Below are 23,182 nucleotides of genomic sequence, written 5' to 3'. Positions count from 1 at the left end.
TCGTACGCGTCGGGGCGGGCGCCGGAGCCTACGCCGACGGTCGAGCGGCGGGTCAGACCTTGCGCCAGCCGGGGACCCAGGCGCCGTCCTCGACGGTGTAGTCGCCGAACAGCGCCGGGGCCTCGCGGGTCAGCAACTCTCCGACCTTGCCGAACAGCAGCCGGATCTCCTCCTCGGCGCCCGGCGCCGTGCGGCTCTCGATGACGTGCCGCAGGGTGCGCACGTTGGCGGTCCACAACAGGCCGGTCGCCACCCCCTCCGGGGCGAACCGGCGCATGAACGAGGTCTTGGCCTTCTTCTCCGCGAACGGCACGCCCTCCTCGTCGAGCCCGAAGTGGCCGGCCATCCACTGTTGGAACTCCTCCATCCGCCCGAGCAGTTCCGTGGCCCGCTCCATCAGTTCCGGGTCGCCCTCGGCCCACCGGGGGAACCAGAACGGCAGGTCGTCCAGGCGCACGAAGCGCAGCGACTCCTGCGAGACGGCGGTGCCCGCGCGGTGGCGCACCAACTCGTGCGTGGCGACCCGGCTCACGTGGTGCAGCACCAGGGTGAAGCTCACGTGCTCGAGGACCGAGCCGTGCGCGCTGGCCAGGATGTTGCGCAGGTACTTCTCCTGGTCGGTGCGGATGCGGGTGACGTTGGGGTTCAGGCCCGGCTCCCAGGAGCGGTAGCAGACCCGCCCGGCGAACTCCGCCAGGTTCTGCGCGTCGTCCAGCTCGCCCCGGTCGATGCGCTCGAGCCACTTCTCACCGCCCACCTCGGCGAGGTACGCGGCGACCTCGTCGTAGTCCAACTGGGGGCGGGCGATGAGGCGGACCTCGGGTTCCACGCGACGCAACGTGACCATCCTTCGTAGCTTCGAGCACATGCGCTGGCCGAGTCTGCCACGTCCGCCCATCCGCTCCGCCGCGCGGTCCCGGCGGGCCAGGGCGGGGGCCGGACCTCCTCGCTGCCCGCGCTCGCGCCGCGCGGGCGGCGGCGTCGGCGGGTGATCGCCCGCGGGCACCGATCCGCGCCCGAGGGCGTCAGATGCCGCGTTCGATCATGTCGATGACGTGCTGACCCGCGTCGTCGGCCTGGGCGGGCGGGAGGCCGCGCAGGGGGCCGTCGATGAGCAGGACCGCGAGCCCGTGCACGGCGGACCAGGCGAGGAACTCGGCCCCCGGACGCCGGTCCGCGGCCAGCAGGCCGGCGTCCACGAGGCCGTCGAGGGCCTCGCCGAGCAGTTCGAAGGGGGTCCTGCCGGTGGCGCCCGCGGCGGTGTCGTCGGCGGCGTGGGCCATGTCGCCGGGGACGTGGAAGGCCGTGCGGAACAGGCCGGGCTCCTCGCGGGCGTAGCGGAGGTAGCCGGTGCCGACGGCGCGGAAGCGGGCCCGGGCGGCGGCCACCGGGTCCTCGGTCGGCGGCACGGCGGCCTGCTCGGCCTCCATGGTGCGGGCGACCTGGGCCATGGCCGCCTGGGAGACGGCGTGCAACAGGGCGTCGCGGTCGGCGAAGTGGCGGTAGGCGGCGTTGGGGACGACCCCGGCCTGCCGGGTGGCGGCGCGCAGCACGACGGCCTCCGGGCCGCCCTGGCGGGCGAGTTCGAGGGCGGCCTCGGTCAGGGCGTTGCGCAGGTCGCCGTGGCGGTAGGTGTCCCGCCTGGGCTTTCCGTTCCCGGCCGGGGACATGTCCGCCACCTCCAATGTGGACAGCATCCACTTAGGTCGTCTAGGCTCTCGTGTGATCACTCGGGGGACACGGACCACCGCACCCTCCGAATGTGGACATCGTACACAAGGGCGGTCGACGGCCGTCCGGACACCTGTCGACAAGGGGGCCCGGGACTCATGGGCAAGATCACGCACTTCGTGCACCAGTCGCTGGACGGCTTCATCGAGGGCCCGAAGGGGGAGTTCGACTGGCCCCGCATGGACCGCGAACTGTCCGCCTACTCGCAGTCCCTCACCGACAGCGCCGACATCTTCCTGTACGGCCGCGTGGTGTGGGACATGATGTCCGGTTACTGGCCCCGCGCCGAGGAGTTCTCCACCCACGAGCACGACCTCGCGTTCGCGCCCGTCTGGCGCGAGGCGTCCAAGGTGGTCGTCTCCTCGACGCTGACCGAGGCCGACTGGAACGCCCGCGTCATCGGCACCGACGTGGTTGAGCAGTTGACCGCCCTCAAGGACGGCGGGGCACACCTGGTGCTGTTCGGCGGCTCCACGCTGGCTGGCTTCCTCACCGAACACGGCCTGATCGACGAGTACCAGATCTTCGTCCACCCCGTGCTGCTCGGCGGCGGCAAGCCCGTCTTCACCCCCCAGCAGCGCGTCGACCTGTCCCTGGTCGAGACCCGGACGTTCGACTCCCAGGTGGTCCTGCTGCGCCACCAGCGCACCGCCTGACCCCCACCGCCACCACCCCACCACGCACAGACAAGGAACCCGCCATGACCGCACCCGTGAAGGGGCCCGCGAGCTACTTCCCCTCCATCGAGAAGAAGTACGGCCGCCCGATCGCCGAGTGGAAGGACCTCATCCACTCCTCGCCGCTGACCAAGCACATGGAACTCGTGACGTGGCTCAAGACCGAACACGGCCTGGGCCACGGCCACGCCAACGCCCTGGTCGCCCACACCCTCGCCGAGGCGAACGGCAGGTGAACCCCTCCCCGGGGAGCTGGGGAGCCGGGAACCCGGGTTGCCAGGTCGCCCGGGTCGCCCAGGTCGCTCGGGGAGGGGTTCGCGGCGGTCAGCGCACGGTGCCCGCCGCCACCGTGAGCACCGCGCGCACCTGCTCCGTGATGGCCTGTCGGGCGCGTACGAACTCCGGGTCGGTGACGGCGCCGGTGGCCGGGTCGGTGTTGCCCGGGCCGAACGCCAGGACCGGGGTGTGCAGGTGTCCGCCCGGCGCGTCGAGGCCGACCGCGTCGCGCAGCAGCGTCGCCCGGTAGGCGATCTCGTTGGACAGGTAGTCACCGCCGCCACCCGCGCGCGCCGCCGAGCCGGGCGTCGGCCCGTCGGGCCGCTCCACCGGCCTGTCACCGCCGGCCGGTATCTCGGTCACGGCCGTGTTGTCCCGCACCGGGAAGGGGCCGGTTGTCGCCTCGACGATCCGCTCGTACGGCAGCGAGGTCGTCGTCCACTGCGGCTGCTCGGTCGGCATCGGCACGCCCGGGGGTATGGGCACCAGGCCGGTGCGGGAGACATTGGCGTTGTCGCCGTAGCCGCCGCGCCAGGCCCCGTTGGTGCGCTCCACGTCGAAGTGGCCCGGGCGGCCCTGGCTGATGGTGGTGAACAGGTCCACCTGGCGCGGGCCCGGCCTGAAGTGCGGCAGCAGCGCCCGCTCGACCACGCCGGACGCGAACTCGTCCCAGCGCACGGGGAAGACGGCCGTCTCGATCCGCGCGGGGCCCGAGGGAGTGTTGATCGTGGTGCCGTCCAGTGCCAGGGCCGCCGCGCCGGACGGGTTGCTGCGCCGGGGGTCGGCGTCGAGCTGGAACGGGTCGAACCCGGTCACCACGATCCCCTTCACGCCCTTGCCCGCCGGCAGCCGCAGCGTGTCCTGGCCGCGCGACGAGCGCTCCAGGTGCGCCCGCAGCGCGGCCCGGCGCGCGTCGGACAGCGGGAAGTGCGGCCGCCACTCGGTCAGGGCCCGCGTCATGCCGAGCCGGGCCCAGTACAGCGGGCGGTCGTCGTCCCGGCTGAGGTCGCCGCCCGCGGGCCCGCGCCCCTGCGCCCGGTCCACCGCCCGCTCCCACAGGCGCTGCCCGTGCTGGGCCACCACCCGCTGGGCCGCGGCCGGCGAGCGCGCGCCCGCCAGCGCGCGGGCGAAGCGCGGCGCCACGTCGTCGAACCCGCCGCGCCGCAGGATCTCGCGGGGCACCGGCAGGTCGAGCCGCCGTTCCTCGACGGTGGGCCCGTCGGCGCGGGTGCTGCCGACCGGGCCGGGCGCCCCCGCCGGCGCGGCGGCGGACACCGGGGCGGCGACGGCCAACGGCGCGAGAGCGGCCACGGCGGTGGCGAGCCAGCCCAGGCGGGTGCGGAGGGATCTCATACGCGGTCCTTCGGTACGGGGGTGGCGACGGCGTCCGGCGGCGGGCGGGCCCGCCCGCCTGACGCACCCCGCGCGGTCGCATCCGGCGAGCCGCGCGGCGTGCCCGCCATGGAACCCGACCGCCGCCCGTCGCACCACCCCCCGCCGACCACGCGTTTCCGGCGGTGACCACCGACCCGTGCCATGGCCACCCACCGCCGTGCGGGAGACTGCCCGGACAGGGCCGCCGGTCGTCTCGTACCCGGTGGCGCCACCGACGACCGTACGGAGCCGACCGTGCCGACCGCGCCCGAATCCCCGTGGCTGCGCCGCCCAGCGCCCCGCCCCGCCGCCACCACGACCGTCCTGTGCCTGCCGCACGCGGGCGGCAACGCCGGGTTCTTCGCCCCTTGGGCGCGCATGCTGCCGCCTGAGCTCGAACTGCTCGCGGTGCAGTACCCGGGCCGTCAGGACCGCCTCCTTGAGGAGCCGTTGGTCGAGATGGCCGCGCTCGCCGACGCGTTGACCGCCGAGATACTGCGCACCCCGCTGCTCGGCGAACGCGGCCTGGTGCTCTTCGGGCACAGCATGGGCGCCTCCGTCGCCTGGGAGGTCGCGCTGCGCCTGGAGCGGGCCCGTGGCCCGCGCCCGCGGCGGCTGTACGTGTCCGGCCGGCCGGGCCCGCGCCACCAGCACCCCGCGGACACCTACCGGCTGGGCGAGCGGGAGTTCACCGACGAACTGCGCCGACTCGGCGGCACCAGCGAGGAACTCCTGGCCGACCCCGAGATGCGCGCGCTGCTGCTGCCCGCCATACGTGCCGACTACCAGATCGTCGGCACCTACGCCCCGGACCCCGACGCCCGGGTGAGCTGCCCGATCGAGGCGTTCACCGGCGACGCGGACCCGGAGGCCACGCCGGAGACGGTCGCCGACTGGGCCTCGGCCACCAGCGGCGACTTCGCCCTGACGGTGCTCCCCGGCGACCACTTCTTCCTCTGGCCGCAGGGGGAGCGGATGGTCGCGGCGCTGGGCGCGTCGGCGCTGCCGGCCCCACCGCGCTGACGCCGCCGGCGGTTACCGGACCCTATGCCTGAGTGACCGTCAGTAGGGTGCCGTACACGACGAGTTCGCGGCCGAACCGTCAGCGGGACAAGGCTGGTGAGAGGGGTGTGGTTGGCGCGCGGGGTGGCTCGCCGGCGGCGCCCCCTGTGCGCCCCCAGGGTCGAGTGCCGCGCCCCGGCCCTTCCTCGACCTGGAAACCGTTCCCACTTACCGTGGGGCGGGTTGGGGGCTTCGGCCGTGTCGGCCACGTGAGCGACGCGATCTCACGTCGTACCGGAGGGCGGGCGACCATGAGCGGCGGACGGTCGGGCGAGGCGGCGCGGGCGGACGGCGTCGTGTCCGGGCGCCACACGCCGCAGCGGGCCGCGGTGCTGCGGGTCATCGCCGACTCGGCGCGGTTCCTCTCGGCCCAGGAACTACACGCCCAACTGGGCGCCGACGGCGTGTCCATCGGGCTGACCACGGTCTACCGCAGCGTGCAGGTCCTGGCCCGGGACGGGTTGCTGGACGTCGTGCGCGACGCGGCCGGCGGCCGTCGGTACCGCCACCGCCCCGCCGCCGGACACCGGCACTACGTGCTCTGCCGCCGCTGCGGCCACAGCCAGCCGGTCGACGCCGACGTGGTGGAGGAGTGGGCGGACGGCGTGGCCGAGCGCACCGGGTTCTCGGCGGTGGAACACACCCTGGAACTCACCGGACTGTGCGCCACCTGCGCGACCGCGAGCTGAGGCCGCGCCCCCGCCCCGGTGGGGGCGGCCGAGGGGCGCCCGGCGCGGCCTCGCGCGCCGTGCCGCCGCCCGCCCCACCTCACCAGGCGATACGGCTAGTCCGCACGCTGCCAGGTAAGGATCTCGCCGCCCTCGCCCCGCATCAGCGAGCCCGGCATCACCCGCAGCCGCCACGGGGTCAGCCTGAGGGCCGTGAACCCGGGCGACTCGGGCGTCTGCCAGGCGGAGACGCCGATGCCACCGGGGTCGTAACCGAGCGGCTCCGGGGCCGACTTGAGCAGGTTCCACACCCGGGTGCGGGTTTCCACGTCGTCGGCCCACTCGGCCTCGCACTCGGCGACGCAGGTGTCCTGGTCGGGCGACCAGTAGTTCACCGACGCGTACGGGCTGTGCGCCAGGTGGGCGCGCTTGACGGGCGTCGGACTGGTGCCGACCCAGCCCGTCAGCCTGCCGTCCTCCCAGGTCCAGATCGGGTGGAGCACCCTGCTGCGCGGGCGGCCGGCGCCGTCCACGGTGGCCACGGAGGCCCATACGATGCGGTGCGCCATCTCGACGAAGGCGGGGGCGGTGGTGGCGAGGTCGGGCACGGGGCAACACGTCCTTCCGATCATGGAACGGTCCGCCCGCACCCTACCCGCGCCCGGCCGGCCACGGACCCGGCCCGTGCTCGCCCGGGGCCGGGCCCGCGCCCCGGGCTCAACCCAGGTGTGCCAGCACCCGGTCCGGCGTCATCGGCAGCTCCCGCAGCCGTACCCCCGTCGCGTGGTGCAGCGCGTTGCCGATCGCCGCCGCCGTGCCGACGATGCCGATCTCGCCGATCCCCTTGCTGCCCATCGGGTTGAGGTGCCGGTCGTCCTCGTCGATCCAGTGCGCCTCGACGGCGGGCACGTCGGCGCAACTGGGCACGTGGTACGAGGCCAGGTCGCGCTCCGCGAAGTCACCGAAGACCGGGTCCATGGTGCTGCCCTCAAGGAGCGCCATGCCCAGGCCCATCACCATCCCGCCGATGAACTGGCTGCGGCCCGTGCGGGAGTTGAGGACGTGGCCGGCGGCGAAGACGCCGAGCAGCCGGCGCACCCGCGTCTCGCCGGTGTCGGCGTCGACGGCGACCTCGGCGAAGTGCGCGCCGAACGCGTGCCGGGCGTAGTCCGAGGCGGCGTCCGCCTCGCCCGAGGTGTCGGCGAAGGCACGCAGCGTGGTGGAGGGCACCTCGTCGCCGCCCGCCTCCTCGACCAGCGCCCGCAGCCGCAGGCAGGCGCGGTGCACGGCCCAGCCCCAGGACGCGGTGCCCGACGAGCCGCCCGCGAGCGGTGCCGCCGGCAGGTCGCTGCACCCGATGTCGATCAGGACGTGGTCCACGGGCACGTCGAGCGCGTCCGCGGCGATCTGGGCGAGCACGGTGCGGGCGCCGGTGCCGATGTCGGTCGCGTTGATCCGCACCCGGTAGCCGCCGCCGGGCTCGGTGCACGCCTCGGCGGTCGACGGCGAGACCAGTACCGGATAGGTGGCCGAGGCGACGCCCGTGCCGATCAACTGCCGGCCCTCGCGCCGGCTCCGGGGACGCGGGTCGCGGTCCGCCCAGCCGAAGCGCCGCGCCCCCTCGCGCAGGCACTCCACCAGGTGCCGGCTGCTGAACGGCTTCCCGGTGTCCGGCTCGACGGCCGGGTCGTTGCGTACCCGCAGTTCGATCGGGTCCATGTCGAGCGCCACCGCCAACTCGTCCATGGCCGACTCCAGCGCGTACATCCCCGACGCCTCGCCCGGCGCGCGCATCCACGACGGGCTCGGCACGTCGAGCGCCGCCACGTGGTGCGTGGTGCGGCTGTTGGGCGAGGTGTACATCGTGCGCGAGGGGGTCGCGGCCTGTTCCACGAACTCCTTGACCGTGGAGGTGTGGGTGAGGATCTCGTGCCCCAGCGCGTCGATCCGGCCCTGGCGGTCCGCGCCGATCCGCAGCCGCTGGATGGTCGGGGCCCGGTGGCCGACGACGCCGGCCAGTTGCTGGCGGGGCAGCGCCAGCCTGACCGGGCGGTCCACGTGGCGGGCGGCCATCGCGGCCAGCACCGCCTGCGGGCGCGGCGTGCCCTTGGACCCGAACCCGCCACCCACGTGCTCGGTGACCACCGTCACCTGCTCCGGGCGCAGCCCGAACAGCGGCGCGAGCGCCTCCTTGACCTTGGTCGAGCCCTGGTTCGAGTCGTAGACCGTCAGCCCGCCGTCCACCCAGTGGGCCGTGCTGGCGTGCGGCTCCATCGGGTGGTTGTGCTCGGCCTCCATGGTGTACGTGGCGTCCACGCGCACCGCCGAGGCCGCGTACGCGGCGTCGAAGTCGCCGCTCTCGCGGCGGGCCGGATGCCCGCCGTTGGCCTGCTCCGGCTCGTACGATCTCGGGTGGCCGCTGACCAGGACGACATCGTGCGGCTCGGCCGCGTAGTCGATCTGGAGCGCGGCGGCCATCGCGCGGGCCACCTCCAGGGTTTCGGCCACGGCCAGCGCCACGTACCAGCCGCGGTGCGGCACGTGCGGGCGCTGCAGGACGCTGAGGGTGGGGTCGTCGGCGGGGCCGAGGCGCGGCGCGTTCTCGTGGCTGAGCACCGCGAGCGCGCCGGGCATGGCGAGCGCGTCCGTGGTGTGCACGGCCCGCACCTCGCCGCGCGCGACGGTCGCCGGCACCGGCCAGGCGTACGCCATCTCCGGCAGGGCGTACTCGACCGCGTACCGCGCGCTGCCGGTGACCTTGAGCGGGCCTTCGAGGCGGCGCAGCGGGGCCCCGGTCTCGGGTGGGCGCATGGACTGCTCCTCAACGTGCCGAAGGTGGCTGGTGGTGGGCGTCGGCGAGCGAGGTCAGGACCTGGGTGGCCAGGTTCCGGGCGAGCGGCACCTTGAAACCGTTGTCGCGCAGCGGCCTGGCGGCGGCCAACTCGGCGTCGGCGGCGCGACGGAAGGAGTCCTCGGTCGCCGGCGCCCCGTGCAACGCCTGCTCGGCGACCCTGGCCCGCCACGGCTTGGCCGCGAGGCCCCCGAAGGCGAGCCGCGCCTCGCGCACCACGCCCTCGCGCACGTCGAGCACGGCGGCGACGGAGGCCAGCGCGAAGGCGTAGGAGGCGCGGTCGCGGGCCTTGCGGTAGGCGGAGCGCCCCGGCGGCGGGGCGGGCAGTTCGACGGCCGTCACCAACTCGCCGTGGGCGATGACGGTGTCCCGCTCCGGCAGGTCGGCCGGCAGCCGGTGGAACTCGGTCAGCGCGACCCGGCGCTCGCCGTCCGGCCCGCGCAGCACGACGCTGGCGTCGAGCGCGGCGAGCGCGACCGCCAGGTCGGACGGGTGGGTGGCCACGCAGTGCTCGGAGTGGCCGAGGATTGCCAGGTCCCGGTGGACGCCCTCGCGCGCGGGGCAGCCACTGCCGGGGGAGCGCTTGTTGCACGGCTTGCTCACGTCCTGGAAGTACAGGCAGCGGGTGCGCTGGAGCAGGTTGCCGCCGGTGGTGGCGGCGTTGCGCAACTGCCCCGACGCGCCGGCCAACAGCGCCTGGGAGAGCGCCGGGAACCGGGAGCGGATGACCGGGTGCGCGGCCAGGTCGCTGTTGCGGACGTTGGCGCCGATCCGCCACCGGCCGTCACGGAGCGGGTCGATGCCGGTCAGCGGCAGCCGGCTGACGTCCACGAGGAGTTCCGGCCGCTCCACGCCCAGCTTCATCAGGTCCACCAGGTTGGTCCCGCCGCCCAGGAAGCGGGCGCCCGGCTCGGTGGCCACGGTCGCGATCGCCGTGTCGACGTCCTCGGCGCGCACGTAGCCGAACGGCTTCACGGAGCCACCTCCTCGATGGCGGCCACGATGTTCGGGTAGGCGCCGCAGCGGCACAGGTTGCCGCTCATCCGCTCGCGGATCTCGGCCGGCGTCAGCGGCACCGGGGAGCCCGGCGGTGGGGCGCCGGAGCCGGCCCCGGGCAGCGGCGTGACGTGCGAGGGGTGGCCGCCGGCCGCCTCGGCGAGCACGCCGACGGCCGAGCACACCTGACCCGGGGTGCAGTAGCCGCACTGGAACCCGTCGTGATCGAGGAAGGCGCGCTGCACGGGGTGCGGTTGCTCGCCGTCGCTCAGCCCCTCCACGGTGGTGATCTCCTCGCCGTCGGCCGCGACGGCGAGCAGGAGGCAACTGTTGGTACGGCGACCGCCGACGAGCACCGTGCACGCCCCGCACTGGCCGTGGTCGCACCCCTTCTTCGGGCCCGTGTGGTCCAGGTGTTCGCGCAGCGCGTCGAGCACGGTGGTGCGGTGGTCGACGGTCAGCCGGTGGCTGGCGCCGTTGACCCGCAGGGTGATCTCCGAGGAGGTCGGGCGGTGCTGGACGGTGGGTGTCGGGATCGTTGCCATGGCGTCACGGCCCTTCGCTGGTGTGCTGCGGCCCCGTGGTCGCGTCCCCTCCCCGCCCCGGGACAAACCAGAAAGTATCGGCCAGTCACCCGGGTGGCGCACCGCCGGCCGGCGTACGCGCGCCCCGCGCCGCCGGCCGGGCGACGCGAGGGCCCGCCCGCCGCCCGGCGCGGGAGTGGCGCGGCCCGGCGGGGGAGTGGTGGGGGCGGCCGGGCAGCCCGCCGGCGCCGTACGCGCGGAACCGCCGACGGGTGCGTCCGGGAGGAGGCCGTGCGCTCGCTGGGGGAGTGCGGCGGCCCGGGCCGTACACCCGCCCGGCCCGGGCCGCCACTCACCACCCGGTGGCCGCCACCACCTCCCGGGCGATGTCCACCACCGTCCTGCCGTCGGTCGCCACCCGCACCGAGTCCGGCGGCGCGTGCCGGGCCAGGTGACGGGCCATGTGCGCGCTGCGCCGTATGTGCGCCCGCGCCTGGGAGCCGATCTCGCGGCCCGTCAGGCGGTCGCGGGCGGTGGCGTCGTCCGCCGTCAGCAGCACCGACACGATCCGTAACTCCGCGCCCAGCACGCGGCGGAACATGGCGCCCTCCAGCACGCTGACCGTGTTGGTGTAGATCAGCCGCCGCTGGCCCAGCGCGGCGTAATTGGCCCAGACCGCCGCCAGGTTGCGCTCGGTGATAGCCGAGCGGTCCGGGTCGTCGGGTGGGGCCGGGTGCACCTGGTCCATGAGGTCGCCCTCGATCAGGCAGTGGGCCGTGCCCGCCGCCCGCAAAGCGGCGGAGACCTCCCAGGCCACGGTCGACTTGCCGACGCCGGAGCGGCCGGCGATGAGCAGAGCTTCGTTGCGTTCCCCGGTGTTCACGCGCGGACCCTCGCAGACCGCCCCGCCCCGGGGCATCCCGTTTTCGCGGGCCGCCGGGCGGGGCCGGGCCGGTGCCCCGCGAGATGGCCGGCGGTCGCGTCGGTTTCCCGCCACACCGGGTCGGCGGACACACGGGCCGTACGGGGGCAAGCCCGTCACATGTCCGGGGTGGGCCGGGCCCGGGCGCCGAGTGGCTCCCGCGCTCGGTGGTCGGAGCTGTTACCGTGCGGCCCGTCTCCCGCACCACCCGACGGGCCATCAGATGGCCACGAGAGGACGCGACATGAGCTTGGACCGGCGCGGCTTCCTGTTCGGCGCGGCGACCGTCACCGCGGGCGGGCTCCTGGGGTACGCGGGCGGGCATCCGGCCGCGGCGCGCGAGGTACCGCGCGCCGCGCCGACGCGCTCGCCCCGGCCCACCGGGGGCTGGCTCGCGGACCTGGCCGACGACACCCCGGTGGCCCGCCTGAGCCTGCCGGGCACCCAGCACTCCGCGGTGCGCTTCGGCGGGGCCCAGGTCGCCCGCCAGCGCCGTACCATCGCCGACCAACTGGACCTGGGCATCCGGTTCCTGGACATCGGCTGCCGGTCGTCCCACTCGGCCTTCGCCGTCCACCACGGGGCGGTCTTCCAGCGCGTGCTCTTCGGCGAGGTGCTGCTGGCCTGCGAGGCGTTCCTGCGCGCCCACCCCTCGGAGACCGTGCTGCTGCGGCTGCGGCAGGAGCACTCCACCGTGCCGGACGCCGAGTTCCGGCGCGTCTTCGACCTCTACCTGGCGGGCTTCCGCCGACTGCTGCGGCTCGACGCGACGCTGCCCACGCTCGGCCAGGCGCGCGGCCGGGTCGTCCTGCTCGCCGACCACCCCAGGCTGCCCGGCGTCCCGTACGGCGACGCCGCGCTGTTCGACGTGCAGGACGACGCGACGGCGGCCCCGGCCGTGAAGTACCAGAAGGTCGAGCGCCACCTGCGCAAGGCCGCCGCCCGGCCCGGCAAGCTGTACGTCAACTACGTCGGCACCGCCGTCCAGGGCTCCCCGCGCGCGAACGCCCGGTACCTCAACCCCCGGGTGCACCGCTTCCTGACCGGCCCGCACGGCCGCCGGCTGACCGGGCTCGGCGTGGTGGCCCTGGACTTCCCCGACGCCACGCCGGCGCTCGTGCACACCATCATCCGGCGCAACCAGCGGGCCGCCACGGCCGCCGGCGCCGCGTAGCGCCGCCGCCGGGGGCGGGGCGGGCGGCGGGGACGCCCGCCCCGACGCTTCCCCGCCCTCGCGTCCACGGGTCGCCGGGCCCGTGAGCCGCCGCGCCCCGCGCTGTGTCGGTGGGCCCCGCTGTCACACCCGTACGCGCGACGCGCCGGGAGCCGTCGGACGCGGCCATCGCCGAACATTTGAGGGGCCCGTACGGTCACACCGCGTACTTCATCGGTGAACTGTGCGTCGCTGAGGGTCTCTCGCGGGCCCGCCGCGCTAACTTGCGAGCATGGACGACGCCGCCCCCTCCGCGCCCGTCCCCGCCCCCTGGCGGGACCCATCGACCAGGACTGGCTGCCGCGACGGCCCTGGCCCCCGTGGCTGAGGATGTACCCCACCCGCCCCGGCGAGCCGTACCCGGCCGACCTCCCCGAACGGCTCGGCGCCTACCTCACCGACCTCGTGCTCTTCGGCCTGCTGACGTGCGTCACGGCGGTGCCGAGCCTGGTGGTGGACGGGCCCGTCGCCCCGGTCGCCGCCCTGACCGCCGCCGGACTGCTGTTCTGCTACTCGCCGCTCACCACCGCCCGCTGGGGCGGCTCCCCGGGAAAGCTGCTGTTCGGACTGCGCGTCGCGCACGCGCAGGACGGCGGCGCGCTGCCCTACCGGATCGCCCTCGGGCGGCACCTGACCCACGTCGGCATGATCGCGCTGTGCGGCGTCGACCAGCTCTGGTCCCTGCGGGACGAGCCGCTCCAGCAGTGCCTGCACGACCAGGCCGCCGGCACCGTCGTCGTCCGCCTGGAGGCGCCGGAGCCCTGGGTGCCGGGCGGGCTGTGACCCGGTGCCGCGCCGCGCGCCCCCGGAACGCGGGCCCGTGACAGCGCGATGGAGCCCCGGCCGCCTCGTGGCGACCGGGGCTCCATCCGTTTTTCACTCGTTTTCCACACGTTTCAACCGGGGCGTCGGCCCGCGCAGAGCGGACGCCACCAGCGGGGCCGCCCTGCCGTCAGGCGGCGGCCAGTTCGTCGCGCACCTCGCGGAAGGCGGTCACCGCGCGGTGTACGTCGTCGGTGGAGTGCGCCGCCGAGAGCTGCACGCGGATGCGGGCCTTGCCCTTGGGCACGACCGGGTAGGAGAAGGCGATCACGTAGATGCCGCGCTCCAGCAGCGCGGCGGCCATCCGCGCGGCCAGCGCCGCGTCGCCGATCATCACCGGGGTGATGGCGTGCTCGCCGGGCAGCACGTCGAAGCCGGCCGCCGTCATCTCCGAACGGAACAGCGCGGTGTTCGCGCGCAACTGCTCGCGCAGGTCGCCCGAGGCCGCCAGCAGGTCGAGCACCTTCAGCGAGGCACCGACGATGGAGGGGGCGAGGGAGTTGGAGAACAGGTACGGGCGCGAGCGCTGGCGCAGCAGCTCGACGATCTCCGCGCGGGCGGCCACGTAACCGCCGCTGGCGCCGCCGAGCGCCTTGCCGAGCGTGCCGGTGACGATGTCCACCCGGTCCCGCACGCCGTACAGCTCCGGCGTGCCGCCGCCGTTCTCGCCGACGAAGCCGACCGCGTGCGAGTCGTCCACCATGACCATGGCGCCGTACCGCTCGGCCAGGTCGCAGATCTCGTCCAGCGGGGCGATGTAGCCGTCCATGGAGAACACGCCGTCGGTGACCACCAGCGTGCGGCGCGCTCCGGCCGCCTCCTTCAGGCAGCGCTCCAGGTCGGCGAGGTCGCGGTTGCGGTAGCGGTAGCGGGCCGCCTTGGACAGCCGGATGCCGTCGATGATGCTGGCGTGGTTCAGCTCGTCGGAGATGACCGCGTCACCGTCGGCGAGCAGCGTCTCGAAGACGCCGCCGTTGGCGTCGAAGCACGAGCTGTACAGGATCGTGTCCTCGGTGCCGAGGAACTCCGAGATCCGCCGCTCCAGCTCCTTGTGCGGCGTCTGGGTGCCGCAGATGAAGCGCACCGACGCCATGCCGAAGCCCCAGTCGTCCAGGGCCTGCTTGGCCGCGGCGATCACCTCGGGGTGGTCGGCGAGGTCGAGGTAGTTGTTGGAGCAGAAGTTGACGACCGCGGCGTCGCCAACGCGGACGCTCGCGGACTGCGGGCTGGCGATCACGCGCTCGGACTTGTACAGGCCGGCGTCGCGGATCTCCTCCAACTCGGCACGCAGATCCTGGCGCACGCTGTCGAACACGGGGGCTCCTTCGGGACGGGTCGGTGGTTCGCGGTCGCGCTCGGGCCGGCTCTCCCGCGGCGCGGGCGACCCGAACGCGTGGGTCAGGCGAGGGTGGGACGGGTCCAGTCGATGATGACCTTGCCGCACGCGCCGGAGCGCGCGGTGGCGAACGCGTCCGTGTGCTGCTCGAAGCCGAACCGGTGGGTGATCACCGGCGAGATGTCCAGGCCGTTCTGGAGCAGCACCGACATGGCGTACCACGTCTCGTACATCTCCCGACCGTAGATGCCGCGCAGCGTCAGCATGCGGGTGACCACCGTGGCCATGTCCACGGGGACCTCCTCGGCGGGCAGGCCGAGCACCGCGATCCGGCCGCCGGGGCTCATGGTGGCGATCATGTCGCGCAGCGCGTCGGCGCGGCCCGACATCTCCAGGCCGACGTCGAAGCCCTCGTTCATGTCGAGGTCGGGCATCACGCTGGCGATGGAGCGGTCGCTGACGTCGAGGCTGAGCGTGGCGCCCATCTTGCGGGCGAGGTCGAGCCGGTACGGGCTGACGTCGGTGATCACCACGTTCCGGGCGCCCGCGTGGTGGGCGATGGCCGCGGCCATCATGCCGATCGGGCCCGCGCCCGTGACGAGCACGTCCTCGCCGAGCACCGGGAAGGACAGCGCGGTGTGCACGGCGTTGCCGAACGGGTCGAAGATCGCCGCCACGTCGAGGTCCACCTCGTGCCGGTGCACCCACACGTTGGACGCGGGCAACACCACGTACTCGGCGAACGCGCCGTCGGTGTGCACGCCGAGGCCGATCGTACGGATGCACAGGTGACGCCGGCCGGCCATGCAGTTGCGGCACTTGCCACACACGAGGTGGCCCTCGCCGCTGACGGTGTCGCCCGGCGCGATGTCCCTGACGCCGGCGCCGATCTCCACGACCTCGCCCACGAACTCGTGGCCGATGATCAGCGGCGCGCACACCGAGCGGGCCGCCCAGTCGTCCCAGGCCGCGATGTGCAGGTCGGTGCCGCAGATCCCGGTGCGCAGCACCCGGATGAGCACCTGGCCGTCCCCGGCGTGCGGGGTCGGCACCTCGGTCAGTTCGATGCCGGGCCCGGCGGCGGTCTTCACCAATGCCTTCATGGGCGCCCACTGTGGTGCGCGCACGCTGTGAAGTCCATCGGCATTTTCCCAGGTCGCCTGTGAAGGTGAGCTTCACAGGCGTGCCATACTGCCCCGGTGATCGACCCCAGAAGGCTGCGCGTCCTGCGCGCTCTCGCGGACCACGGCACCGTCACCGCCGCCGCGCAGGCGCTCTACCTCTCGCCATCGGCCGTCTCCCAGCAACTGGCGGCCCTGGAGGCCGAGGTGGGCCACGCGCTGTTGGAGCGGCGGGGGCGGGCCGTGCGGCTCACGGCGACCGGCACCGTGCTGGCCGGCCACGCCACCAAGATCGCCGCGCAGCTCGAACGCGCCGAGGCCGACGTGGCCGCCTGCGCGGCGGGGGTGACCGGGGAGGTCACCGTGGCCGCGTTCGCCACCGCGATCACCGAGGTGGTCGCCCCGACGCTGGTCGCGCTCCGCGAACTGGCTCCCGGCGTGCGGGTACGGGTCAAAGACGCCGAGGGCCGGGAGTGCCACCGGCTGCTGATCGCGGGGGAGGCCGACGTGGCGGTGGCCGTGGAGGACCGCGAGACGCTGGGGCGCTGGGACGACCGGATGCTGCGCGAGCCGCTGTATGCCGAGCCGTTCGACGTCGTCCTGCCTCCCGACCACCCGCTGGTCGGGGCGCCGGACGTGGACCTGGCCGCCCTGGCGGGTGACCCGTGGATCACGCCGTGGCCCGGGAACCCGGTCCACGACGCGGTGGTCCTGGCCTGTCAGGAGGCCCGGTTCCAACCCCGGGTGGCGTCCCTGTCCGACGACTTCCGTGCCGTGTGCGCGCTGGTCGCCGTCGGCGCGGGGGTCGCGCTCGTGCCACGCTCCGCGCTGCCGGGGGCGGTCGCCGAAGGCGTCGTGGTCCGCCCCGTGCGCGGCCGGGGCCCCATCCGCAAGGTGTTCACGGCGGTACGCGCGGGCACCGAGCACCATCCGCTGCTGCGCCAGGCGCTGGCCGGCCTGCGGGAGACCGTGGCGGCGCTGCCCGTGTGAGCCGGCGCCGTCCGCCGGCGCGCGGCATGGCGCCGGCCCGCGCCCGTGGGGACGGCGAGCGCGGGCCAAGTCGGGACAGCCAGCCCCGTGTCGGCTCTGGGGCGGCCAATCCCGGTGCGGTCAGCTCTGGGGGAGCAGGGAGCCGAGCGGGCCCAGGTCGAGGTTGAGGTCGGCCATGGTCAGCCCGTAGCGCTCGCACAGTTCGGCCATCCGCTCCTCCAGCGCCAGTAGCGTGCGGCCCACCTGTTCCTCCTGCTCCGGGCTGAGGTCGCCCTGGTCGGCGCGGTGCAGGGCGGTGCGCTCCATGAGCTGGCGCACCAACTCCACGATGGTGAGCACCAGGCGGATCAGGTCCCGCTCCACGGTCTGCGGGTCGGTGGCCAGCCGCCGCGCGCCGGCCGTGCTCCCGGGCGTGGCGGGGGCGACGGGAGAGGCGAACGGCGTGGCGGCCGGGTCGGGCGTGGTGGCCGGGTCGGGTTCGGCCGTGGTGTGGCCGGGCCGCTCGGGTGGGTGCTGTGTGGTGGGGCGTGGCTGGGGCACGGTTCGGCTCCCTTCTGGACCGCGCGCACGCCGGGGCGTGTCACGGCGCGCGGCGGCGTGGGTCGTGGCTCTCGCGGGCGGCGCGGGGGTCCGGTGGGCCGGTGCGTCACCAGGGGGCGGGGCTCTGTTCGGTGATCGAGCGAATGACGGCCCGCAGGTTCACGTGCACCAGGTCCACGTCCGCCACGGAGATCACCAGATCGCCGGTGATGACGGCGCCCCCGGTCAGCAGCCGGTCCAACAGGTCGATCAGCGCCACCTGCCGCCCGGCCAGGGCGTCGTCGCCGTCGGGCACGGCGCCGCCAGAGGGGACGGCGAGCCCGGTCGCGGGGGGCTCAGCTCTCATGGCCAAGCCCCTCGCCACCGGGTTCCGCCCCGGGTGGTGTGGCGAAGGAGTACGGGGCCCAGGGGCCCGTCAGCTCCACCCGTACGCCGGCGGCGCCGGCCGCGGCGTGGCGCACCGCGTCCTGGAACGCGTCGACGTGCTCGGCGGCGACCAAGTACGCGTCGTTGACGAGGTTCTCGCCACGGGAGGTGGCCAACTCGCCCTGCTGCGGGCGGTGGGCGACGCGATCGACCGCCCACTCGGCGGCCGTCGCCCGCACCCGCGCCACCACCTCGCGCGCCGTGCGGTCGGCGGCGCGCCGCGCCTCCCGGGCGGCCCGGCGCCGCTGGAGGTAGGCGCGCCCCGGCGTGTCGGCGCTCCCGTCGGCGGCCGGCGGCGGTGACGGGCCGGCGTCCGGTTCGGCGTACACCTTGACGCCCCACTCCGCGTGCCCCGTCAGCCGGTCGAGCGACTCGCGCAGCGCGGTGCCGTGCTCGCGCAGCATCTGGGCGACCCGCGAGGCGTCCTGGTAGACGGTGCCGAGTCGCAACGGCAGCACGGTGGTCACCGCGCTGGCGGCGGCCACCACCTCGTGGTGCGACCTGGCGATGACCGTCAGCCGCTCCAGGTCCTCCAACTGGGCGCGCAGCCCGGCCTCGCTGAACGCGTCCGGCGCCACCGCGCACACCAGCGCGCCGAGCCCGTCGGCCCACACGGCCCGCACGTCCGCCCCGTCCAGCCCCGACACGCCGGCCGCCGCGGCGGCCAGCTCCGGAGTATGGCGGCCGATGGCGAAGGCGTAGCACGGGCCGGTCTCGGGGCCCACGCCCGCGCCGTCGGCCGCCGGCAGGGGAGAGGGCGGGGCGGGGGCCTGGGGGGTGGCCTGGTCGCTCATCGGTTGCTCCCTTCGCCGCGTTCGTCGAGGTTCCGGCGTTCGTCGAGGCCAACGCGTTCGTCGCGCTCGCCGTGGTCGTCGCGCGGGGCCGCCGGGCCGGAGGCGGCCGACGCGCCGGCGCGCAACTGGGCGAGTTCGGCGCGCAACCGCGCGTTCTCCTCGACCAGTTCACGCCCCGCCGCCTCCCCGGCCGCGCCCGCCGCCCCGTCCGTGGTCGCCACGGGCACGGCGGGCGCGTCGGGTACGGGCGGCGCCGCTGGCGACGGGGCGGGGCGCTGGGCCAGTGAGGACAGCGAGGGGTCGCGTTCCCACCAGTCGATGCCCATCTCCTTCGCCTTGTCGACCGACGCGACGACGAGCCTGAGCTTGATCGTCAGCAGTTCGATGTCGAGCAGGTTGATCTGGATGTCGCCGGCGATGACCACGCCCTTGTCCAGGACGCGTTCCAGGATGTCGGCCAGGTTGGCGGACGGCTCCGCGCCACGGGGCGACAGGCCACTGGCGAGCCCCGGCCGGCTGGCGAGCGGATCAGACATGGCGGACACCTCCTTGGTTCGGCCGTGGTTCGGCCTCGGTTCGGCTCGGACCCGACCGGGGGTTGACCTCGGATCGGCCCGGGCCGGGGTGCGCGCCGGCGGTGCGCGGGCGCGGCCCGGTGCGCGGCGGCGCGCTACTGCTGCGCCGACCCGAGCTGGCGTTGGCGGTACTCGTACCACTCCAACTGGTCGAGCAGTTCGTCCTCCCGGCGGTCGAACTCCTCCTCGCCGATGTGGCCCGCGTCCCGCTCGGCCACCAGCGCGGCGAGCCGCTCACGCACCGGCTGCGGGTCGTACGCCTGCCGCTCGGCGGCGGTCACCACCTGGCCGATCACCCAGGCCGTGCCGCGCACGGGGGCGAAGGGCAGCGTCAGCAGCCCGGTCACCAGTCCCACGGTCCCTCCTCGGCTGGCCTTCCTCGGACATCTCCCCGCCGGCGCCCGCGCCGGCGGGTCGCTCACACGAAGCTGTACGGCGGCAGCGGCCCGTGCAGGCTGAGCACGTAGCCGGCGCCCTGGCGCTCGACCTCCTCGTCCACGGCCCGCGCGAACGCCGCCGCCTCGTCCCGCTTGACCAGGAACGACACGTTGAGGAAGTGGCTCGCGGTCGCCGAGCCCACGCGGTGGCCGAGCCCGGCGGGCGCCAGGTGGGTCACCACGCTGTCGGCCACCGCGTCCTGGCGCGTGCGTACCTCGCGCGCGATGAGTTCACCCAGCCGCAGCCGCTCGGTGTGGGCCTCCGGCCGCTGCCGGGTGACCTCGTTCAGTTCGCGGATCTCCGCCGATTCGGCGACGATCTCGCGGAGCATGTCGGCCTCGTCCCGCGAGACCTTCACGTGGTACTCGACGCACCCGTCGATCTCCTTGAGCCGCTGGCCGTACTCGTCCCGCCGCTCGTCAAGCGCCGCGAGCACCTGACCGTCGTCCGGCCCCACCAGCCCGAACCGCATGGGCAGCGCGGTGCCCTCGTCCAGCAGGCGGCTCAGCACGCTCTGATGAGCCATCAGATCACGCCGCTTGGCCCGCAGGTCTTCGGGGGCGTCGCTGACGACCGCCCCCAACGCGTCGGTCTTGAGGACACGCAGCTCACCGGCGGGGTCGCCCACCCCGTGCAACCCTTCGAGGCGCAACGGGTGGTCGACGGGCGTGATGGCGTACACGTACGTCGACATGGGTCACTCCCCCCGGGCCGTGGAGCGCCGGCTGGTGGTCTTCTTGCCGTCGCCGTCGGCGCTCTCGGGTTCGTCGTCCCCCTTGCGCCCACGCCCGAGGGTCTGGCCGACGGCCTCGACCGCGCCGGACAGGGCGCCCTTGGACTTGCCCTTGGCGCCGCTCTCGGTGGCCTCGCCGACGATGTCGGTGAGCTGGGTGGGGGCCTTGCGGCCGGACTCCAGGTCCAGCCGGTTGCACGCCTCGGCGAACCGCAGGTAGGTGTCCACGCTGGCGACCACCACGCGCACGTCCACCTTGAGGATCTCGATGCCGACGAGCGACACCCGGACGAACGCGTCGATGACCAGACCGCGGTCCAGGATCAGCTCCAGCACGTCGTACAGCGTTCCCGAGTTGCCGCCCTGGCTCGGCGCGGCCGTGGGGGATTGCGCCATCACTGACATGACGCCTCCTCTCTTCCTTCTTCGGTCGTTTCTCGCTTCTCGATCTGTGGGGGCATGGCTGAACTGCTCGTGGGCGTGCCCGTGAACAGGGCAGGGGAGAGCGGTGCGCTGGCGGGGGCGACGCGCGTACGCCGGGCGCGCGGGGGGTCCGCGCGGGGGCGGGTACGGGTCGGCCGGTGCCGCCGCGTCGTGCTGTATCGCGCTGTGACGCGCTGTGTAGTGGGTCGCTCGTGGGGTGTTAGCGGTCGAGTTGGCCGCGGGCGTAGCGGCGGGTGCGCTCGTAGCCGAGGAGGCGACCGCCCGGGTCCAGGTCCACGCGGTAGGAGGCCAGGATGCTGGTGGTGTCGGGCACCCGGGCCACCTCGACCACCTCGACGTCGGCCGTCCAACCGGCGTCCGTGGCCCGCAGCGCGGAGACCGCGCTCGGCTCGTCGCCCACCAGCTCGCCCAGTTGCCGGGCGGCGCTGCGCATCGCCTCGGCCGCGCTGAGACGGGTCTCCTGGTCGTCACCCCGCTGGTCGTGGTCCTGGTCGTCGGTCGTTCTCGCCATGTCCACTCCGTCCCTTTTCGCGCCGACGGTTCCGCCGACAGCCGCGTCTCTCGCTGCCGTGACCGGGTGCCCCGGCGCCGCCAACGTATGCACCGACCTTGCGCGTTGTCGGCCGCCTCACCGGCCGGTCAGGGCCCCGCGGGCGCCCCGGGACCGCCGAGCGGGAGTTCGCGCGACCCCGTCGGCAGCCACACCCGTACGGAGTGCGGCGTGACGTGTGCCCTGGCCGTCGCGCGCAGCGCGGCCGGGTCGAGCCCGTCGCGCGCCAACCCGACGAGCGACACCAGCACGTGGCCGCCGCCCGGATGCGCGCCCAGCCGGAGCGTGGGCGTCGCGGAGTGCGGGCCGTACGCGTTGGAGTGGGCTCCGCGCACCAGTTCCCCGGCGTCCTCGTCCCAGTGGAGTACGGCGACCAGGGCGCTGGTCAGCCCGTCGGCGGTGCGGGCCAGCGCCCAGCCGGGCCCCGTCTCGCCCACCGGCGGCAGGTCGGCGGCGACGGCGTACCCGCCCTCGCGCACCACCGTGCCGGCCGGTGCGTCGACCCGGTGCACCCGGATCTCCCACGGCCCGTCCGGCGCGCTGACCGTCTCCACCCGCGCGCCGCTCGGCCCGGCGCCCGCCAGCGCGACGGCGTGCCAGGAGGCGGCCACGCCCGCGGCGCAGCGCACCGGGTGGATGCGCGACCGCCGCGACGGCGCGCCCAGGCCCGGTGTGCTGACCCGGCTCGCGCCCGGTGTCGAGGCGTCACCCCGGTGGTTGGCCGGCGTGAAGAGCGCCACGTGCTGGTCCACCCGGTCCTCCGCCGTGTGCCCGGCCGTCTCGGGCGCGGTGGCCGTGGCGTAGGCGAACTTGGCGTAGTGCGGGTCGTCCCGCGGTCCGGCGGCCTCGTCCGCCGCGCTCGCCCCGGCGGCGCCGGGTGACCCGGCTGGGGCGGGCGGCTGGTGGTCGCTGCCGTGGTTGAGCAGGCGCACGATGCCGTCGCGCCGGGTGCCGTGCAGCAGCCAGCCCGGCGCGGGCAGCGCCGTGCGGAAGTCGGACTCCTCCACCGGCAGCGGGCGTTCGGTCCGCGTCCAGGCCGGGTGCTGGTCCGGCAGCAGCAGTCCGAGGAACGCCTTGCTGGCCCAGTACGGCGACGCGGGCCCGGAGTACGCCTGGGTGGCCGGCGGATATGTGCCGTACCAGCCGAGCGGCAGCAGTCCCCGGGCGTCGGGCGCCCCGCGCAGCGTGAAGTGCCGGACCGCGCCGGAGGCCAGGCGGCGGCTCTGGCCGGGCGCCAGCGGCGTGCAGCCCACCAGCTCGCCGAGCCAGGCCGGGGCCGCGGCGGCGTACCGGTAGGTCAGCGAGCGCCCCTGGTGGACGGGGGCGCCGTCGGCGCCGAAGAAGCGCGGGTAGTCGGCCAGGAACCGGCGCAGCCGCGCCCGGTAGACCGCGCCCCGGCCGCCGTCGCGGTCCGGGCCCGCCATGCGCGACCACAGCAGCGGGTACAGGTGCAGGGCCCAGGCGTTGTAGTAGTCGAAGTTCCGCCCGTCGCCGTCGCGGTACCAGCCGTCGCCCACGTACCAGTCCTCGACGCGGTCGAGCCCGTCGTCGATGGCCCGCTGCCGGTACGGGGCGCCGACCGAGGCCAGGAACTCCTCGGCCACCACCGGGAAGAGCCGCCAGTTGTTGTCCCAGGTGTGCCGGCCGGCGAAGCCGGAGAGCCAGGCCACCACCCGCTCCCGGACCCCGTCCGCGAGCAGGTCCCACAGCCAACGCCGGCTCTCCCACAGGCCGATGGCGATCGACGCGGCCTCCACCATCGGCTGCGAGCGGTCCGCGAGCGCCGGCCACGCCTCGCTACCGGCCGGGTCGGTTCCGGCGGCGAGCCCCGCCGCGTACCGCTCGACCAACGCGGGGGCCACCGCGCCACCCGCGCCCGCGACGCGGAAGGACGCCAGCAGGAACGAGCGCGCGAACCCTTCGAGGCCGTCCGAGTCCACTCCGGACGAACTCGCGCGGCCTGGCAGTTGGTACCGGGCCCAGCCGGGCGTCGCGTACGGCACGAGCGCGTCCAGCAGGTGGTCGGCCAGGGCCTCCCAGTGCGCCCGGGTCCAGCCGGTGTACGGGGACCGGGCGCGGTCGGCGGGCGGCAGCGACAGCCGGGGCGCGGGCACGGCGG

The 23,182-nt window shown here is 75.0% G+C and carries 26 protein-coding genes; 7 read left to right on the top strand and 19 right to left on the bottom strand.

Annotated features, from left to right (window positions below; all coding sequences use genetic code 11):
* Positions 1 to 52: 52 nt before the first annotated feature.
* Both thyX and OYE22_RS01205 read right to left on the bottom strand, forming a co-directional pair.
* On the bottom strand, positions 53 to 829 hold the full coding sequence (thyX, locus tag OYE22_RS01210; protein ID WP_277318632.1) for an FAD-dependent thymidylate synthase: 777 nt from the start codon (positions 827 to 829) through the stop codon (positions 53 to 55).
* A 196-nt stretch (positions 830 to 1,025) separates the two neighbouring features.
* On the bottom strand, positions 1,026 to 1,697 hold the full coding sequence (locus tag OYE22_RS01205) for a TetR/AcrR family transcriptional regulator (protein ID WP_277318631.1): 672 nt from the start codon (positions 1,695 to 1,697) through the stop codon (positions 1,026 to 1,028).
* Between the two features lie 132 nt (positions 1,698 to 1,829).
* Between OYE22_RS01205 and OYE22_RS01200 the strand changes: the two genes are divergently transcribed.
* Both OYE22_RS01200 and OYE22_RS01195 read left to right on the top strand, forming a co-directional pair.
* Positions 1,830 to 2,387 carry a dihydrofolate reductase family protein gene (locus OYE22_RS01200; protein ID WP_277318630.1) on the top strand — a complete coding sequence of 186 codons (558 nt, stop codon included), beginning with the start codon at positions 1,830 to 1,832 and terminating at the stop codon, positions 2,385 to 2,387.
* 44 nt (positions 2,388 to 2,431) lie between these two features.
* Complete coding sequence (locus OYE22_RS01195) at positions 2,432 to 2,644, top strand: DUF4287 domain-containing protein (RefSeq protein ID WP_277318629.1); 213 nt, start codon at positions 2,432 to 2,434, stop codon at positions 2,642 to 2,644.
* Positions 2,645 to 2,732: 88 nt separating this feature from the next.
* On the opposite strand, the gene OYE22_RS01190 is transcribed toward OYE22_RS01195, so the two are convergent.
* The gene (locus OYE22_RS01190) at positions 2,733 to 4,037 is read right to left on the bottom strand and encodes a pyroglutamyl peptidase (protein ID WP_277318628.1); all 1,305 of its coding nucleotides are present in this window, start codon (positions 4,035 to 4,037) and stop codon (positions 2,733 to 2,735) included.
* A 276-nt stretch (positions 4,038 to 4,313) separates the two neighbouring features.
* Here OYE22_RS01190 and OYE22_RS01185 point away from each other — a divergent pair, with 276 nt between their 5' ends.
* Both OYE22_RS01185 and OYE22_RS01180 read left to right on the top strand, forming a co-directional pair.
* Positions 4,314 to 5,081, top strand: coding sequence for an alpha/beta fold hydrolase (locus tag OYE22_RS01185; RefSeq protein ID WP_277318627.1), 768 nt, complete (start codon positions 4,314 to 4,316; stop codon positions 5,079 to 5,081).
* A 290-nt stretch (positions 5,082 to 5,371) separates the two neighbouring features.
* The gene (locus OYE22_RS01180) at positions 5,372 to 5,809 is read left to right on the top strand and encodes a transcriptional repressor (protein WP_277318626.1); all 438 of its coding nucleotides are present in this window, start codon (positions 5,372 to 5,374) and stop codon (positions 5,807 to 5,809) included.
* A 95-nt stretch (positions 5,810 to 5,904) separates the two neighbouring features.
* Here OYE22_RS01180 and OYE22_RS01175 read toward each other — a convergent pair whose 3' ends face one another.
* From OYE22_RS01175 to OYE22_RS01155, 5 genes are all read right to left on the bottom strand, one after another.
* Positions 5,905 to 6,396, bottom strand: coding sequence for a pyridoxamine 5'-phosphate oxidase family protein (locus OYE22_RS01175; protein WP_277318625.1), 492 nt, complete (start codon positions 6,394 to 6,396; stop codon positions 5,905 to 5,907).
* A gap of 109 nt (positions 6,397 to 6,505) precedes the next feature.
* Positions 6,506 to 8,599, bottom strand: coding sequence for a xanthine dehydrogenase family protein molybdopterin-binding subunit (locus OYE22_RS01170; RefSeq protein ID WP_277318624.1), 2,094 nt, complete (start codon positions 8,597 to 8,599; stop codon positions 6,506 to 6,508).
* 10 nt (positions 8,600 to 8,609) lie between these two features.
* The gene (locus OYE22_RS01165) at positions 8,610 to 9,614 is read right to left on the bottom strand and encodes a xanthine dehydrogenase family protein subunit M (protein ID WP_277318623.1); all 1,005 of its coding nucleotides are present in this window, start codon (positions 9,612 to 9,614) and stop codon (positions 8,610 to 8,612) included.
* Entirely contained in the window at positions 9,611 to 10,180 is a 570-nt protein-coding gene (locus OYE22_RS01160; protein ID WP_277318622.1) for a 2Fe-2S iron-sulfur cluster-binding protein, read from the bottom strand. The genes OYE22_RS01165 and OYE22_RS01160 overlap by 4 nt, the downstream gene beginning before the upstream one ends.
* Positions 10,181 to 10,511: 331 nt before the next feature.
* Positions 10,512 to 11,042: an AAA family ATPase gene (locus OYE22_RS01155; RefSeq protein ID WP_277318621.1), complete on the bottom strand. Its 531-nt coding sequence runs from the start codon at positions 11,040 to 11,042 to the stop codon at positions 10,512 to 10,514.
* A gap of 283 nt (positions 11,043 to 11,325) precedes the next feature.
* Here OYE22_RS01155 and OYE22_RS01150 point away from each other — a divergent pair, with 283 nt between their 5' ends.
* Together OYE22_RS01150 and OYE22_RS01145 are read left to right on the top strand one after the other, a co-directional pair.
* Entirely contained in the window at positions 11,326 to 12,255 is a 930-nt protein-coding gene (locus OYE22_RS01150; RefSeq protein ID WP_277318620.1) for a phosphatidylinositol-specific phospholipase C, read from the top strand.
* A 369-nt stretch (positions 12,256 to 12,624) separates the two neighbouring features.
* On the top strand, positions 12,625 to 13,077 hold the full coding sequence (locus tag OYE22_RS01145) for an RDD family protein (protein WP_277318619.1): 453 nt from the start codon (positions 12,625 to 12,627) through the stop codon (positions 13,075 to 13,077).
* Between the two features lie 169 nt (positions 13,078 to 13,246).
* Here the strand turns inward: OYE22_RS01145 and OYE22_RS01140 are convergent, their stop codons facing one another.
* Positions 13,247 to 14,431: a glycine C-acetyltransferase gene (locus OYE22_RS01140; protein ID WP_277318618.1), complete on the bottom strand. Its 1,185-nt coding sequence runs from the start codon at positions 14,429 to 14,431 to the stop codon at positions 13,247 to 13,249.
* 83 nt (positions 14,432 to 14,514) lie between these two features.
* Complete coding sequence (gene tdh, locus OYE22_RS01135; protein WP_277318617.1) at positions 14,515 to 15,555, bottom strand: L-threonine 3-dehydrogenase; 1,041 nt, start codon at positions 15,553 to 15,555, stop codon at positions 14,515 to 14,517.
* A 96-nt stretch (positions 15,556 to 15,651) separates the two neighbouring features.
* Between tdh and OYE22_RS01130 the strand changes: the two genes are divergently transcribed.
* Positions 15,652 to 16,563, top strand: coding sequence for a LysR family transcriptional regulator (locus OYE22_RS01130; protein WP_277318616.1), 912 nt, complete (start codon positions 15,652 to 15,654; stop codon positions 16,561 to 16,563).
* Positions 16,564 to 16,683: 120 nt separating this feature from the next.
* Here the strand turns inward: OYE22_RS01130 and gvpK are convergent, their stop codons facing one another.
* From gvpK to OYE22_RS01085, 9 genes are all read right to left on the bottom strand, one after another.
* On the bottom strand, positions 16,684 to 17,103 hold the full coding sequence (gene gvpK / locus OYE22_RS01125) for a gas vesicle protein GvpK (RefSeq protein WP_277318615.1): 420 nt from the start codon (positions 17,101 to 17,103) through the stop codon (positions 16,684 to 16,686).
* Positions 17,104 to 17,209: 106 nt separating this feature from the next.
* On the bottom strand, positions 17,210 to 17,449 hold the full coding sequence (locus tag OYE22_RS01120) for a gas vesicle protein (protein WP_348652173.1): 240 nt from the start codon (positions 17,447 to 17,449) through the stop codon (positions 17,210 to 17,212).
* The gene (locus OYE22_RS01115) at positions 17,439 to 18,323 is read right to left on the bottom strand and encodes a GvpL/GvpF family gas vesicle protein (RefSeq protein ID WP_277318614.1); all 885 of its coding nucleotides are present in this window, start codon (positions 18,321 to 18,323) and stop codon (positions 17,439 to 17,441) included. Before OYE22_RS01115 ends, OYE22_RS01120 begins: the two co-directional genes overlap by 11 nt.
* Entirely contained in the window at positions 18,320 to 18,859 is a 540-nt protein-coding gene (locus tag OYE22_RS01110; protein WP_277318613.1) for a gas vesicle protein, read from the bottom strand. Before OYE22_RS01110 ends, OYE22_RS01115 begins: the two co-directional genes overlap by 4 nt.
* Before the next feature lie 134 nt (positions 18,860 to 18,993).
* The gene (locus tag OYE22_RS01105; protein WP_277318612.1) at positions 18,994 to 19,254 is read right to left on the bottom strand and encodes a gas vesicle protein GvpG; all 261 of its coding nucleotides are present in this window, start codon (positions 19,252 to 19,254) and stop codon (positions 18,994 to 18,996) included.
* A 62-nt stretch (positions 19,255 to 19,316) separates the two neighbouring features.
* Entirely contained in the window at positions 19,317 to 20,030 is a 714-nt protein-coding gene (locus OYE22_RS01100) for a GvpL/GvpF family gas vesicle protein (RefSeq protein ID WP_277318611.1), read from the bottom strand.
* Positions 20,031 to 20,033: 3 nt separating this feature from the next.
* Positions 20,034 to 20,474 (bottom strand): gas vesicle protein GvpJ, encoded by a 441-nt coding sequence (gene gvpJ / locus OYE22_RS01095; RefSeq protein ID WP_277318610.1) that lies wholly within the window; start codon positions 20,472 to 20,474, stop codon positions 20,034 to 20,036.
* Positions 20,475 to 20,712: 238 nt separating this feature from the next.
* Positions 20,713 to 21,024, bottom strand: coding sequence for a gas vesicle protein (locus OYE22_RS01090; RefSeq protein ID WP_277318609.1), 312 nt, complete (start codon positions 21,022 to 21,024; stop codon positions 20,713 to 20,715).
* Between the two features lie 128 nt (positions 21,025 to 21,152).
* Positions 21,153 to 23,177, bottom strand: a complete 2,025-nt coding sequence (locus tag OYE22_RS01085) for a DUF2264 domain-containing protein (RefSeq protein ID WP_277318608.1) — start codon at positions 23,175 to 23,177, stop codon at positions 21,153 to 21,155.
* Positions 23,178 to 23,182: the final 5 nt, after the last annotated feature.

It is taken from the genome of Streptomyces sp. 71268 (assembly GCF_029392895.1).
Classification (GTDB): domain Bacteria; phylum Actinomycetota; class Actinomycetes; order Streptomycetales; family Streptomycetaceae; genus Streptomyces.
This window is presented reverse-complemented; position numbering and strand designations above follow the sequence as displayed.

Excerpts from the sequence above, each read along its gene's own strand:
- OYE22_RS01100 (WP_277318611.1), bottom strand. The coding sequence starts at position 20,030 with ATGTCGACGTACGTGTACGCCATCACGCCCGTCGACCACCCGTTGCGC.
- OYE22_RS01150 (WP_277318620.1), top strand. The coding sequence starts at position 11,326 with ATGAGCTTGGACCGGCGCGGCTTCCTGTTCGGCGCGGCGACCGTCACC.
- OYE22_RS01190 (WP_277318628.1), bottom strand. The coding sequence starts at position 4,037 with ATGAGATCCCTCCGCACCCGCCTGGGCTGGCTCGCCACCGCCGTGGCC.
- OYE22_RS01160 (WP_277318622.1), bottom strand. The coding sequence starts at position 10,180 with ATGGCAACGATCCCGACACCCACCGTCCAGCACCGCCCGACCTCCTCG.
- OYE22_RS01110 (WP_277318613.1), bottom strand. The coding sequence starts at position 18,859 with ATGTCTGATCCGCTCGCCAGCCGGCCGGGGCTCGCCAGTGGCCTGTCG.
- OYE22_RS01170 (WP_277318624.1), bottom strand. The coding sequence starts at position 8,599 with ATGCGCCCACCCGAGACCGGGGCCCCGCTGCGCCGCCTCGAAGGCCCG.
- OYE22_RS01195 (WP_277318629.1), top strand. The coding sequence starts at position 2,432 with ATGACCGCACCCGTGAAGGGGCCCGCGAGCTACTTCCCCTCCATCGAG.
- OYE22_RS01120 (WP_348652173.1), bottom strand. The coding sequence starts at position 17,449 with ATGAGAGCTGAGCCCCCCGCGACCGGGCTCGCCGTCCCCTCTGGCGGC.
- OYE22_RS01145 (WP_277318619.1), top strand. The coding sequence starts at position 12,625 with ATGTACCCCACCCGCCCCGGCGAGCCGTACCCGGCCGACCTCCCCGAA.
- OYE22_RS01115 (WP_277318614.1), bottom strand. The coding sequence starts at position 18,323 with ATGAGCGACCAGGCCACCCCCCAGGCCCCCGCCCCGCCCTCTCCCCTG.
- gvpJ (WP_277318610.1), bottom strand. The coding sequence starts at position 20,474 with ATGTCAGTGATGGCGCAATCCCCCACGGCCGCGCCGAGCCAGGGCGGC.
- tdh (WP_277318617.1), bottom strand. The coding sequence starts at position 15,555 with ATGAAGGCATTGGTGAAGACCGCCGCCGGGCCCGGCATCGAACTGACC.
- OYE22_RS01180 (WP_277318626.1), top strand. The coding sequence starts at position 5,372 with ATGAGCGGCGGACGGTCGGGCGAGGCGGCGCGGGCGGACGGCGTCGTG.
- OYE22_RS01200 (WP_277318630.1), top strand. The coding sequence starts at position 1,830 with ATGGGCAAGATCACGCACTTCGTGCACCAGTCGCTGGACGGCTTCATC.
- OYE22_RS01090 (WP_277318609.1), bottom strand. The coding sequence starts at position 21,024 with ATGGCGAGAACGACCGACGACCAGGACCACGACCAGCGGGGTGACGAC.
- OYE22_RS01205 (WP_277318631.1), bottom strand. The coding sequence starts at position 1,697 with ATGCTGTCCACATTGGAGGTGGCGGACATGTCCCCGGCCGGGAACGGA.